Source organism: Sphingobium fontiphilum, assembly GCF_014196635.1.
Taxonomy (GTDB): Bacteria; Pseudomonadota; Alphaproteobacteria; order Sphingomonadales; family Sphingomonadaceae; genus Sphingobium; species Sphingobium fontiphilum.
Genome location: NZ_JACIEB010000001.1, coordinates 746,365 through 760,443, shown reverse-complemented (window position 1 = coordinate 760,443; position 14,079 = coordinate 746,365). Strand labels below are relative to the sequence as shown.

The window sequence follows — 14,079 nt, the reverse complement described above, 5'->3', positions numbered from 1 at the left end:
TTATCGTTTTTGCGCGGGGGCCAAACTCTTCTTTGTGACAGGTTCAGCGCGACCGATAGCCCGCGTCGACCGCCAGGGCATGGCCAGTGATGATTGCAACCTTGCCGTTCATGTCCACAGGATTGTTCATGTTGGCATCTACCATCATCCAGAAAAACGGCCGGGGCAGCGCGTGCCCCATCGTCGCGAATAGCGGTGGGGTGCGGCTGGAGAAGGGATTTGGCGCGACGGCCAAGGCCAGTATCGACTGGTTGAAAGGCTATGCAAGGCCAGCCTAGTCAAAACTCCAATTTGCAGCATGGCCGCCATCCGGCAGGAACGATGGCCACGCGACAGGGAGATGATGAGATGCGGCAGTGGCGACTGGCGGAGCGGCCCATTGGTCGTCCGCTGCTGGACAGTGATTTCGCGCTGGTCGAGGCGCCCGATCCGGTGGCGGGGGCGGGGCGGATGCTGCTCGCCCTGCGGTGGCTGGGCTTTGAACCCGCGCAAAAGGGCTGGATGGAAAGCTTCGGCGGCTATGTCGCGCCGATGGAGATTGGCGAGGTCATGCGCGGCATGGGCGTTGCAGAGGTCATCGAAAGCCATGACGGGCGCTGGCCAGTGGGCACGATGGTCGCGGGCATGACCGGATGGCGGGAATTGCTGGTTACGGATGGGGAGGGGTTCGATCCATGCGAGCCGGACCTGCCGCCCGAAGCGATGCTGGGCGTGCTCGGCATACCCGGCCTGACCGCCTGGCACGGGATGCAGGCGATCGGCCGCCCGGTTGCGGGCGATACCGTGGTGGTCAGCGGCGCGGCGGGGGCGACCGGCTCCATCGCCGGGCAACTGGCGCGGATTGCGGGCGCGCGCGTTATCGGCATTGCGGGAGGCCCGGAAAAATGCGCCTGGTTGACGCAGGTCGCCGGGTTCGATGCGGCCATCGACTATAAGGCGGGCGATGTGTCGGCGGCGCTGAAGCGGGAGGCGTCGGGGGGCATCGACGTCGTTTATGACAATGTCAGTGGCGCGGTGCTCGACGCCATGCTGGCGCGCATCGCCGTCGGCGCGCGGGTGGTGCTGTGCGGGGGGATCAGCCGCTATGAACAGGGCGGGCGGATCGATGGGCCCGGTAATTATTTCAACCTGATCCTGCGCCGCGCCCGGATGGAGGGCTATATCATCCTTGACGAACAGCCCCGCTGGCCCGTGATGCGCGCGCGGCTTGCGGGCCTGCTGCGGTCGGGGAAACTGGTCGCGCAGCAGGATGTGGTCGAAGGGTTCGAGCAGGCCCCGGCCGCGCTCGCGCGCCTGTTCACGGGCGCCAACCGGGGCAAGCAATTGTTGCGGGTCTAGGTCAGCTTCAGGATCATCTTGCCCTGATTGCTGCCTTCGAACAGGCGCAGCATGGATGATAGGGCGTTGTCGATCCCTTCCTCGATATGTTCGTCATAGACGATGGCCCCCTGCGCGACGAGGTCGGCCATGGCGCGGGCGCCTTCGGGAAACTTGTCGAGATATTGAGTCAGCAGATAGCCGCGCATGGTCGCCGTCTTGACCAGCAATTGCCAAACATTGCGCGTGCCATAGGGCGCGCTGTTATATTCGGAGATCAGGCCGCATATCACGACCAGCGCGCCGGTGTTGATATTCATCAGCGCCGCGTCAAGGCAGACGCCGCCGACATTTTCATAGACGAAATCGACGCCATCGGGACATGCTTCCGCAATCGCCGCCCCCAGCGCATCGGCATCCTTGCCGCGATAATCGATGGCCGCGTCATAATGATAGCGTCCGGTCAGTTTGGCGCATTTTTCCGGCCCGCCGGCAATGCCGACCACGCGCGCGCCGCGCCGCCGGGCCAGTTGCCCGATCAGCGATCCGACCGCGCCGGCGGCGCCGCTGACCAGCAAGGTCTGTCCCGCCACAGGCTTCATCACCTCCTCAACGCCAAACCAGGCGGTCAGCCCGACCGCGCCCGCGACCGACAGATAGGCGGTGGGGGAAGGCACGGCGCTGACGTCGATGGGATGGGTGAAGCCGTCGGCGCGCCCGACCGAATAAAATTCGATCTTGTTGAGGCCCATCACCCACTGGCCGAGGGGGAAGGCGGGGTTGTTGCTCTGTTCGACAATGCCGATGGTCGACGCGCGCACGGCGTCGCCCAGCGCGACAGGCTCCATATAATTGCCGCCCGGCTCCAGCCAGCCGCGAATGGCGGGATCGATGGAGGCATAATGGTTGCGCACCAGAAATTCGCCTTCGCCGATGGTCGGAGCCGGTTCCTGGGTCAACCGGAAGTCGCTTTCGCAGGGCAGGCCCTGCGGACGGGCGACCAGCGTGAATCGGCGATTGGCAATCATGATCCTCTCCCTTTCATTTGTCGCAGTTGGCTCCATCCCGCCCCCGGCCCGCAAGCGTCGTCAATCGTGGATTTCGCAAACGTCGTTCAGCTTTTCGTGGAAGAACTGAACACGCTTTTCCTGATTGGGCAGGATGCCGCCCCGGAAACCCTGTGAATGGAGGCCCAGTTGCTGGCCGATGGCGACCGACAGATCCTGATCGGCGACAATGCCCAGCGACTTTTCGCCAAAGACGATGGTTTCGCAATCGACCGCTTCATAGGGGGTGGCGCCGTTGGGACCGATCACCAGGCCGGTGTCGCCAATCTGGTGCGCCATGAACCAGTGGTCGAAGATGCAGCGTTCCGGGTCGGTCGGATGGGGTTCGGAACGCAGCAACTGCACGCCGTCCGGCCACATGGTGAAGGTGATGTTGGGCCACAGGGTGAAGTGAAAATAGTCGACGATTTCGGTATCGCCCATGCCCTCATAATGAGCATAACCCTTTTGCGCGCCCAGCTTGCGCTTCTGCGCGGCGATCGCGTCGCGCGCAGCCATGGCGTTGCCTTCAAATTCCTTGGGGTCCAGTTCCCAATATTCCAGCGCCTCGGCCAGCTGCAGGTCGAGCACCTGATGGGTGGGATAGCGGGCCGATGGCTGGAGGCCGGGCATGCGCATCATATTATGGCCGACATCGGCGAAAATCGCGAATTCGCAGTCCGACAGGCCGTCGTTGATCGACGTCGAAATCTGCGGATGGAGCGTCGGCAGATGGTAGCTTTCGTTGAAATTGTCGCGAACGATCTTCCAGTTGCAGGGCACGTCGGATTTCACCGCGTAAACGCGGGTCATCTTTTCCATCTGCCATTGGGACAGGCGGTCATGGACGGTTTCGCCCAGCCATTCGCGCAAGGGGGCGGCGTCCTTGTCCATATTGTACCACACGAACCCACCCCATATTTCGCAGGCGACTTCGGTCAATCGGTTCTTGCCGCAAGGATTGCCGCCGGGAAAATCGTCGGGATCCTGCACATGGGCCAGCGTGCCGTCGGGATCATAGCGCCAGCCATGATAGCCGCACACCAGTTGCGGCGCGCCGCCCACTTCCGTCCAGGCGAGGCGATAGCCGCGATGCAGGCAGGCATTGAAGAAGGCGCGGACCGAACCGTCGTTCTGCTTCAGCATGACCACCGATTCCTTGCCCAGATTGTGCGTCAGGAAATCGCCGGCGTCGATCAGGTCGCCGGCCATGCCGCCGATATGCCAGACCTTTTTCCAGACCTTATCCCATTCGGCGTCGGCCCAGCGCTTCGCATAATAGCGTTCGCCCGTAATGGGGTCGCCGCGCACCGGCGGATCAAATTCCGCGATGTGGCGGCTCATAAATGCTTCAACCGTCATGGCCCTCTCCCGGCTTAATTTGTTTGAACGATCGACCAAATGCTATCACTGGCTTGCGGGGAGTCAAGAAGTCGGCCACAGAAGATGGGCCAATGGAAAAGAACCTAGCAGAAATTACAGGTCAGAAGGCAGCCTCTCATCCCAAGGTGGATCGCAGGCGTGCGCCCGAAACGGCGGAACGGATTTTGGACGCGGCCGAGATGCTGTTTTCCTGGCGCGGCTTTTATGGCGTTTCGTTGCGCGAGATCGCGGCCGAAGCGAATGTGAAGCTGGCGCTGACCCATTATCATTTCGGATCGAAGGAAAATCTGTTCAGCGCGGTCATTGATCGTCGGGCGGCTGACCATGCCGCGCGGATCGAACGGGCGCTGGAACAGGCCATGGCTGTCACTGGCGCCCGTCGGGAGCGGCGAGAAGCGATATTGAGTGCGCTGATCGCGACCATCGTCGACCGGGCGATGCGCGGCGGCCCGGGGTGGAAAAACTATGTCCGATTGTTGGCCTTTGTCGCCAATCATCCGCAGGAGGAGGAATATGTTTCCCCCTTTCGCACCCATTATGACCATGTGATCCATGATTTTGTGGATGCGCTGTCCGCGCTTCACCCGGAAATGGCGGCGCTCGACGTGCAATGGGGCTTCTTTTTCTTTCAGGCGGCGACCACGCATATATTGGTCGAAAGCGGGATGCTGGACCGGCAATCGGGCGGGGCGCTGCTGTCGAGCGACCTCGATGCGCTCGTCGATCGCATGGTGCCTTTCTTCGCTGCGGGCTTCATGGGGTTGGGCGCGGGCGACTGACCTGTCAGAAAGCCGAGTTGGCGATGCGCTCCGGCCTTCTAATCTTCACAACCAAATGGTGGAGAGTGAGCAATGGCAGGCAGGCTGGACGGCAAGGTTGCGGTGATATTGGGGGCGTCCAATCCGCAGAGCATGGGAGCGGCGACCGCACGGCGTTTCGTTGCGGAGGGCGCGAAGGTGGTGCTCGCGGCGCGGCGCAAGGATGCGGTGGCGGCCATCGCGGAGGAGGTTGGCGCTGTTGCTGCGGCGTGCGACATCACTCGAGAAGATGAACTGGCGGCGCTGGCGAAGCTGGCGGTCGATACATTCGGTGCGCTCGACATCGCTGTGAACTATGCCGGGCTGGAGGTGAACGGCAGCGTCATCGACAGCAGCGCCGACGACTGGCGCGCCGCGTGCGAGGTGCATCTGGTCGGTACGGCGCTGTTCATCAAGCAGATGGCGCTGGCCATGGCGCAGGGCGGGTCGATCATCACGGCGTCGTCGCTGACCGCCCTGGTGCAGGCGCCCGGTCTGGCGGCCTATGCCGCGACCAAGGGCGGCGCGGACGTGCTGATGCGGGTCGCCGCCAATGAACTGGGCGAACGCGGCATCCGCGTGAACAGCATCGCGCCGGGCTTTACGCAAAGCGCCATGACGGCGGGCTATTTCGCGGTCGATGCCGTCAAAAACGCCTTCCTCAAGGAAATTCCTCTTGGCCGGTTTTCGACCATCGAGGATATCGCCAGCGCCGCATTGTGGCTGGCCAGCGATGAGGCGTTCATCACCGGGCAGGTGGTCGACATCACCGCCGGCCAGTCGCTGCGCCGCACGCCGCGCGCCGACGAGTTCGTCTGATGAGCCGCCTGGCGGGCAAGCGCGCGCTGATCGTCGGCGCCGCGGGCCAGGGCAATATGGGGCAGACGATCGCCCGCCGCTTTCTGGCGGAAGGGGCCAGCGTCGCCGTCGCCGGGCGCCGGCGCGATGTGCTTGACGCCTTCGTGGCCGACGCTGGCGGCGTTGCGGTGGAATGCGACTTCACTGACAAATCGTCCATAGACGCCATGGTCGCGCAGACGGTCGAGACGCTGGGCGGTATCGACATCGCCGTCAATGCGACCGGCTGGGGCTTGCTCAAACCCTTTCTGGAGACTTCGGCGGAAGAACTGGACGCGATGTATGCTTTGCAACTGCGTGGCCCGTTCCAGTTCATGCAGGCGCTGATCCCCGTGATGCGGGAACGGGGCGGCGGTTCGATCATCCAGATCAGTTCGGCGACCGCCACCATCCTGTTCCATGACCATGACGCCTATGTGGCGACAAAGGCGGGGACTGACCATCTGGTGCGGTCCGTGGCCAACCAGTTCGGCGAATATGGCGTTCGCGTGAACAGCATTTCACCCGGCGTCACCGAAACCCCGATGACCGCCGACGCGACCGCCGTGCCGGGCCTGATGGAGGCTTTCGTCAAGGGCTATCCGCTGGGTCGTTATGGCACATCCGAAGATATCGCCGCCGGTTGCGTGTGGCTTGCGAGCGACGAATGTTTCATGACTGGCCAGAATTTGCAGGTGAACGGCGGACTGACTTTGCGCGCCAATCCCGGCAAGGCCGATATTGAGGCTTCGGTTGCCGCCGCCATGGCGCGGCAGGGTTGAACCGGGCGATGGCGCGTCATCCGCTGGCCATGGCGTCGGGCATCATGCCCGACGCGACGCCGGTCGATCTGGTCGAATGCGCAGCAGTGGCGGGGTTCGACTATGGCGGCATGTGGATCGAACCGGCCGACTGGAGCGACGCCACGACGCGGGCGGTGAAGGCCGCGCTGGCGGCCACTGGCCTGCCGTTGCTGGATGTCGAGGTGGTGTGGATCAAGCCGGGCCCTGCCGACCCCGCGCATGACCGGATCGTCGACATCGGCATGGAACTGGGCGCGCGCAACCTGCTGTGCGTGAGTTCCGATCCTGACGCCGCCGCTACGGTCGCCAAGCTGGCGCGGCTTTCGGAACGGGCGGGGAGCGCCATCCGCGTCAACCTGGAGTTCGGGCTGTTCACCGAGGTGAAGACCATCGACCAGGCGAGCGCCATGGTGGCGGAGGTCGATCATCCGGCCATGGGCCTGTTGATCGACGCGCTGCACTGGACGCGGTCGGGCGGCACTTTGGCGCAGGTCGCCGCCGTGCCGCCGCAATGGCTGAACTATGTCCAGCTATGCGATGCGCCCGCGCCCGGCGCTGATCCGGTCGACCCGGGCGCGATCCTGACAGAGGCTATCGATGGCCGGATGCCGCTGGGCGAGGGTGGGTTGCCCCTCGGCCCCTTGCTCGCCGCCATGCCTGCAGGGCTACCCATAGCGGTCGAGGAACGGTCGAAGGCGTTGCGGGAGAGCTGGCCCGACCTGCGCGAACGCGCGACCCGGCTCTATGCGACATCGCGGCAATGGCTGGACCAATGGAGCGAGGGGCAGGCCGCGCCCGCTCATAGCCGCCGATAGAGCGGGATAATTTTCGCTCCGGGCGACGTCGCCGGTTTGTTGAACCTGGCGAACCCGACGCCAACGCCTGTTGCGCCATCATCGTGAGCAGGCAATCGCATTGGCCCGGGTCAATGCCAATGACGGCGACTGAGAGCGCCTGGCGCTGATCCGCTTCAGGCCGTTGACCAGCCTCCCGGTCACGCCCTGATCGTCCTCATTCCCTTCGGCCGCGCCCTTGAGCCGTGCGCAATCGGCGCAGGCATGGCGCATCGCATTCATTCCGAGAGCCGATTGCGGAGGCCATGGCGTCGGACGTACCACGAACTACAGCGTTATTTCAATTTTCTGACGCATTCGGATCAAGCTGCCAAAGTCGCCCCGGAACCGCAAATGCGAAATTTTCCATCGCAATGAATCTGGACAATTTCGGCAGGGGAATGCGCAGTTTTACTGCCATCGAGCCAATGAGGCCCTCTAAAAATACAGCTATTTTTCAATGAGAATCATATATTTGCGGCAATTTCATATGGTGATCGGATATAGGAGTGAATCAGCCCTTCAATGTCATATGATTTTTGATGTGACAAATAAAATTATTCTTTGCCTCCGTTGACTCCTTCATTTTTCCGTAATTTATACTGTTAAAGTGACTTTAAGATTCTGACAGGGGCAGAAAAATGGCGGTTTCTGTATCTAATATTTTCGTTGATGATGTCGTTGTTGATGAAAGCCGCACCTATGTTGATATTCAGATCAGGCTCGATCAGGCAAACCTGACGGATGCGACCATCAGCTATAGCACCTATGACGGCAGCGCCGATTACCGCGATTACGACTCCCAAAGTGGCTCAATCACATTTGCGGCAGGCGAAACCGTAAAGACGGTCCGCATTCTTCTCCACCCGGATTCCACTGCTGAGGGGGACGAAGTCTTTTTTCTCAACATCTTCAGCCCCAGCAGCAATCTGACGATCGCCGACGCCTTTGCCGAAGTGCGGATCGGCGCTAATGACGCATCCAGCGGCACGCCCAATGTATCGGTGGCTGATGTAGTCATTGACGAGGCGCAGGGAACGGCGACGTTCATCGTCTCGCTGGACCGCCCGTCCACCGGCACGGTCAGCATGAATTATGCGACCCAGAACGGCACGGCGATCGCGGGTTCCGATTTCACCGCTGCGGCGGGATCGCTGGTGTTCGCGGCGGGCGAAACGGTCAAGACCGTCACTGTCGCCATCACCAACGACATGCTGGCCGAGGGTAATGAGAGCTTTAGCCTGGCGCTCTCCAACCTGAGCGGGGCGACGAGCTTGGTGCCGACGGCGACAGGGACGATCTGGGCTAATGACGCGCCTGCTGTCGTCAACTCCCTCGTCTTTGTCGAAAATGCGGTGGTCGATGAAACCCGCAGCTATGTCGACGTCACGGTGCGCCTCGACCGTCCGAACAGCGCAGTCGCGACGATCAATTACAGCACCACCGACGGCAGCGCCGATTATCGCGACTATGACTCGCAAAGCGGCACATTGACCTTTGCAGCGGGCGAAACCGTCAAAACGGTTCGGATCCTGCTCAATCGCGATGGTTCTGCCGAAGGCGATGAGAATTTTTATCTCAACATCTTCAGTCCCAGCAGCAACCTGACGGTCGCCGACGCCTTTGCCGAAGTGCGTATCGGCGCGAATGATGCGCCAGCCGGAATGCCGAATGTATCGGTGGCCGATGTCGTCATTGACGAGGCGCAAGGCACTGCAACCTTCATCGTCTCGCTGGACCGCCCCTCCACCGGCACGGTCAGCATGAATTATGCGACCCAGAACGGCACGGCGATCGCGGGTTCCGATTTCACCGCTGCGGCGGGATCGCTGGTGTTCGCGGCGGGCGAAACGGTCAAGACCGTCACTGTCGCCATCACCAACGACATGCTGGCCGAGGGTAATGAGAGCTTTAGCCTGGCGCTCTCCAACCTGAGCGGTGCGACGAGCCTGGTGCCGACGGCGACAGGGACGATCTGGGCCAATGACGCGCCTGCTGTCGTCAACTCCTTCGTCTTTGTCGAAAATGCGGTGGTCGATGAAACCCGCACCTATGTCGACGTGACGGTGCGGCTTGATCGCCCGAACAGCGCTGTCGCGACGATCAACTACAGCACCGATGATGGCAGCGCTGATTATCGCGACTATGACTCGCAAAGCGGTTCAATCACCTTTGCAGCGGGCGAAACCGTCAAAACGGTGCGCATCGCGCTCAGCCCTGACAGTAGTGCGGAAGGGGACGAGAATTTTTATCTCGGCATCTTCAGTCCCAGCAGCAACCTGACGATTGCGGACGGTTCCGCCGAAGTGCGCATCGGCGCCAATGATGCTGCGAGCGGCACGCCCAATGCATCGGTTGCCGATGTGATGATCGACGAGGCGCAGGGAACGGCGACCTTCATCGTCTCACTCGACCGCCCTTCGACCGGCACGGTCAGCATGCATTATGCAACCCAGAACGGCACTGCGACCGCGGGTTCGGATTTCACCGCTGCGTCGGGATCGCTGGTGTTCGCGGCGGGCGAAACGGTCAAGACCGTCACTGTCGCCATCGCCAACGACATGCTGGCCGAGGGCAATGAGAGCTTCAGCCTGGCGCTTTCCAGCCTGGCCGGGGCCAATAGCCTGGTGCCGACGGCGACGGGAACGATCTGGGCGAATGATGCGCCTGCTGTCGTCAACTCCCTCGTCTTTGTCGAAAATGCGGTGGTTGACGAGACGCGCACCTATGTCGACGTCACGGTGCGCCTCGATCGGCCGAACAGCGCCGTCGCGACGATCAATTACAGCACCACCGACGGCAGCGCCGATTATCGCGACTATGATTCGCAGAGCGGCTCAATCACCTTTGCCGCAGGCGAAACCGTCAAGACCGTGCGCATCGTGCTGTCGCCTGACGCCTATACTGAAGGCGACGAGAATTTTTACGTCAATATCTTCAGCCCCAGCAGCAACCTGACGATCGCCGACGCCTTTGCCGAAGTGCGCATCGGCGCCAATGACGCTGCGAGCGGCACGCCCATTGTGTCGGTGGCCGATGTCGTCATTGACGAGGCGCAAGGCACGGCGACCTTCATCGTCTCGCTGGATCGCCCCTCCACCGGCACGGTCAGCATGAATTATGCGACCCAGAACGGCACTGCGGTTGCCGGTTCCGACTTTTCAGCCGCGAGCGGATCACTGGTGTTCGCGGCCGGCGAAACGGTCAAGACCGTCACTGTCGCCATCACCAACGACCTGCTGACCGAGGGCAATGAGAGCTTCAGCCTCGCGCTTTCCAGCCTGATCGGGGTTACAAGCCTGGTGCCGACGGCGACAGGGACGATCTGGGCCAATGACGCTCCTGCGGTCTCCAATTCCTTCATATCCGTTGAAAACGCGGTAGTTGACGAGACCCGCACCTATGTCGACGTGACGGTGCGGCTTGATCGGCCGAACAGCGCCGTCGCGACGATCAATTACAGCACCGATGACGGCAGCGCCGATTATCGCGACTATGATTCGCAGAGCGGCACATTGACCTTTGCAGCGGGCGAAACCGTCAAAACGGTGCGCATCGCGCTCAGCCCGGACAGTGGCGCGGAAGGGGACGAGAATTTTTATCTCGGCATTTTCAGTCCCAGCAGCAACCTGACGATTGCGGACGGTTCCGCCGAAGTGCGCATCGGCGCCAATGACGCTGCGAGCGGTACGCCCAACGCATCGGTTGCCGATGTGATGATCGACGAGGCGCAGGGAACGGCGACCTTCATCGTCTCGCTCGACCGCCCTTCGACCGGCACGGTCAGCATGCATTATGCAACCCAGAACGGCACTGCGACCGCGGGTTCGGATTTCACTGCGGTGGCGGGATCGCTGGTGTTCGCTGCGGGCGAAACGGTCAAGACCGTCACTGTCGCCATCACCAACGACATGCTGGCCGAGGGCAATGAGAGCTTCAGCCTCGCTCTTTCAAACCTGAGCGGCGCGACCGCCAATGATGCGCGCGGGATCGGCATAGTCGGCGCTAACGACGCGCCGCTTGTGACGACCCCCGTTGTCCGCGTCAGCCCATCCTCTGCAGCCGAGGACAGCACCTATATCGACTTTGTCGTCCAGTTGGATGCCCCCAGCGCAGCTGTCGTCTCCGTGCGCTATGACGCGCAGAGCGACACCGCGGATTATCGCGACCTAACTCTGGAAAGCGGAGAACTGGTTTTCCTGCCGGGTGAAACACTGAAGACGGTGCGCATCACCATCGAGAAGGACAGCTATTCCGAAGGCACGGAGACGTTTTCGCTGGTTCTCTACAGCCCGTCAAATGCAACGATCGATCCGAACGCCCCGAGCGCCAGGGGCTTCATTGGCGACGAGGAAAATCCCCAACCGATCACCATGAACGGCGGCGGCAGCAGCGACATCCTGCGCGGGTGGTCGCAAAACGACACGCTGAACGGCAATGAAGGCGATGATTTTCTGGATGGCGGCCGGGGCCTCGATGGGATGACCGGCGGTCTGGGCAACGACACCTATATTGTGGATGAGGTTGGGGACAATGTCTTCGAAGTCGCCGGGCAGGGAATCGATACGGTCGTTGCCTCTGTCGATTTCGCCCTGGGCGCGCAGCATATCGAAAATCTGATACTGGTCGGCGCTGGCGATATTGATGCGACGGGCAACGGGCTGGCCAATAATATCGTCGGCAACGACGCCGCCAACGTCATCAATGGCGGCGGCGCCGCCGATCGCATGGCCGGGGGACGTGGCGACGACATCTATTATGTCGACAATGTAGGAGACATCGTCATCGAGGCGGCCGGGGAAGGTTATGATATTGTCCGCAGTTCCGTCAGCTTCTCCCTGGCGGGTCAGCATATCGAAAGGCTGATCCTGACTGGAACCGCTCATATCGACGGGACCGGCAATGGCCTCAATAATGACATCACAGGCAATAACGGCAATAACGTGATCAACGGCGGCGCAGGCCTGGACACCATGTCCGGCGGGCTGGGCGACGACAGCTATTATGTCGACAATGCGGGAGACGTTATCATTGAGGCTGCGGGCGAGGGCACGGACACCGTGTTCAGCAGCCTGTCCTTCTCAATGGGCGCACAACATATCGAAAACCTGGTCCTAACGGGCGCTGCGGCCATCAACGGCACCGGCAACGCGCTGAACAACGCCATCACCGGCAATGGCGCCGCCAATATCATCAACGGCGGCAGCGGAGCCGACCGCATGGCCGGGGGCAATGGCGGCGACATCTATTATGTCGACAACGCCGGTGACGTGGTGACGGAGGCTGCCGGTCAGGGCGACGATCTGGTCAATACGACAGTCAGCTTCACGCTGGGCAATGATGTCGAGCGACTGATCCTGGCCGGGGCGGCGGCGATCAACGGATCGGGCAATGGTCTGAACAACAATATTACCGGCAATTCCGCCGCCAACATCATCAACGGCGGCAGTGGCGCGGACCAAATGGCTGGCGGTGGCGGCGACGACACCTATTATGTGGATAATGTTGGTGACAGCGTGATCGAACTGGCCGGCGGCGGCGCAGATACGGTGCGCAGTGCGATCACCTATACTATGGGCGACAATCTGGAAAACCTGTTGCTGAGCGGCGCGGCGTCGATCAATGGCATTGGCAACGCGCTTGATAATCAGATGACCGGCAACGGCGGCAACAATGCCATTAATGGCGGCCTCGGTGCGGACCGGATGGCCGGCGGTGCAGGCGATGATATTTACTATGTCGACAATGTCGGCGACACGGTGATCGAAACCGCCAATCAGGGCGCCGATACGGTGCGCAGCACCGTCAGTTTCGCGCTGGGTTCCCAGCATATCGAAAATCTGGTCCTGACCGGCGCAGCCAGCATCAACGGCACGGGCAACGGCCTTGCAAACAATATCACCGGCAACAGCGCCGCCAATCGGCTAGATGGCGGCGGCGGCGCGGACAGAATGGCGGGAGGCGCCGGCGACGACATCTATGTTGTCGACAATATCAGCGATGTCGTGATCGAAACTGCGGGTAATGGCGTAGATACAGTGCAGAGTTCGGTCAATCACAGTCTGGCTGGCGAGGTCGAAAACCTCATCCTGATCGGCTCTGCCTCGATCAACGGCATTGGCAATACGCTCGCCAATCAGATCACCGGCAACAGCGGCGACAATGCCATCAATGGCGGCCTGGGTGCGGACCGGATGGCCGGTGGCTTGGGCAATGACAGCTATTATGTCGACAATGTCGGCGATGTGGTGCTGGAATCCTCCGGACAGGGCGCGGATACCGTGCGCAGCAGCATCAGTTTCGCTCTGGGCGCACAATATATCGAAAATCTGGTCCTGGTCGGCAATGGGGCAATTGATGGCGCAGGCAACAGCCTGGCCAACAGCATCACTGGCAATGCCGCAGCCAATGTCATCAATGGCGGCGGCGGGGCCGACCGCATGGCGGGAGGCGACGGCGATGACGTCTATTTTGTGGACAATGCCGGGGACGTCGTCACGGAGACGGTCAATCAGGGCAACGACACGGTCCGCAGTTCGGTCAGCTTCGCCCTGGGCGCTCAGCATATCGAAACTCTGATCCTGACCGGCAATGGGGCTGTCGACGGCATCGGCAACAGCCTGGCCAATATCATCACCGGCAATGGGGCCGCCAATCTGATCGACGGCGGTGCGCGAAACGACATTCTTACTGGCGGGGGCGGCGCGGATTCCTTCCGTTTCAGCAGCGCGCTGGGCGCGGGCAATGTCGATGTGATCGCCGACTTCCAGAGCGGCCAGGACAGGATATTGCTGGCGCAGTCGGTGTTCTCGCAACTGGGTAGCGGCGCATTGGCGGCGACGGCCTTTGTCGTTGGAGCCCAGGCCGGCGATGCCGATGATCGCATCATCTACGACTCGGCAACCGGCAACCTTCTCTATGATGCCGACGGGACGGGGGCTGGCGCTGCGGTGCTCTTTGCAACGCTCTCAAGCCTTCCGCCGCTGAGCGCGTCGGATTTTCTGGTTATCTGACCATGTTTGCGTCGCTCCCGCTCAGGAGGGAGCGACGCAGCATCGCTCTC

General features: G+C 61.7%; 9 protein-coding genes. 6 read left to right on the top strand and 3 right to left on the bottom strand.

Features of this window, described 5'->3' with window-relative positions:
- Positions 1-43 precede the first annotated feature (43 nt).
- Entirely contained in the window at positions 44-235 is a 192-nt protein-coding gene (locus GGR44_RS03480; protein WP_183954019.1) for a hypothetical protein, read from the bottom strand.
- 113 nt (positions 236-348) lie between these two features.
- On the opposite strand from GGR44_RS03480, the gene GGR44_RS03475 reads away from it, so the two are divergent.
- Positions 349-1,338, top strand: a complete 990-nt coding sequence (locus GGR44_RS03475; RefSeq protein ID WP_183954018.1) for an NADP-dependent oxidoreductase — start codon at positions 349-351, stop codon at positions 1,336-1,338.
- Here the strand turns inward: GGR44_RS03475 and GGR44_RS03470 are convergent.
- Together GGR44_RS03470 and GGR44_RS03465 are read right to left on the bottom strand one after the other, a co-directional pair.
- Positions 1,335-2,345 carry an NADP-dependent oxidoreductase gene (locus tag GGR44_RS03470; RefSeq protein WP_183954017.1) on the bottom strand — a complete coding sequence of 337 codons (1,011 nt, stop codon included), beginning with the start codon at positions 2,343-2,345 and terminating at the stop codon, positions 1,335-1,337. The two genes, GGR44_RS03475 and GGR44_RS03470, sit on opposite strands and share 4 nt — an antisense overlap.
- A gap of 60 nt (positions 2,346-2,405) precedes the next feature.
- On the bottom strand, positions 2,406-3,725 hold the full coding sequence (locus GGR44_RS03465) for an aromatic ring-hydroxylating oxygenase subunit alpha (protein WP_183954016.1): 1,320 nt from the start codon (positions 3,723-3,725) through the stop codon (positions 2,406-2,408).
- A 146-nt stretch (positions 3,726-3,871) separates the two neighbouring features.
- On the opposite strand from GGR44_RS03465, the gene GGR44_RS03460 reads away from it, so the two are divergent.
- The 5 genes from GGR44_RS03460 (at position 3,872) to GGR44_RS03440 (ending at position 14,029) form a co-directional block, all read left to right on the top strand.
- Positions 3,872-4,525 carry a TetR family transcriptional regulator gene (locus GGR44_RS03460; RefSeq protein WP_183954015.1) on the top strand — a complete coding sequence of 218 codons (654 nt, stop codon included), beginning with the start codon at positions 3,872-3,874 and terminating at the stop codon, positions 4,523-4,525.
- Positions 4,526-4,597: 72 nt separating this feature from the next.
- Positions 4,598-5,362 carry an SDR family NAD(P)-dependent oxidoreductase gene (locus tag GGR44_RS03455; protein ID WP_183954014.1) on the top strand — a complete coding sequence of 255 codons (765 nt, stop codon included), beginning with the start codon at positions 4,598-4,600 and terminating at the stop codon, positions 5,360-5,362.
- Positions 5,362-6,162: an SDR family NAD(P)-dependent oxidoreductase gene (locus GGR44_RS03450; protein ID WP_183954013.1), complete on the top strand. Its 801-nt coding sequence runs from the start codon at positions 5,362-5,364 to the stop codon at positions 6,160-6,162. The genes GGR44_RS03455 and GGR44_RS03450 overlap by 1 nt, the downstream gene beginning before the upstream one ends.
- Before the next feature lie 8 nt (positions 6,163-6,170).
- Positions 6,171-6,998: a sugar phosphate isomerase/epimerase family protein gene (locus GGR44_RS03445; RefSeq protein ID WP_183954012.1), complete on the top strand. Its 828-nt coding sequence runs from the start codon at positions 6,171-6,173 to the stop codon at positions 6,996-6,998.
- 659 nt (positions 6,999-7,657) lie between these two features.
- The gene (locus GGR44_RS03440) at positions 7,658-14,029 is read left to right on the top strand and encodes a Calx-beta domain-containing protein (RefSeq protein WP_183954011.1); all 6,372 of its coding nucleotides are present in this window, start codon (positions 7,658-7,660) and stop codon (positions 14,027-14,029) included.
- The last annotated feature ends 50 nt before the right edge of the window (positions 14,030-14,079 follow it).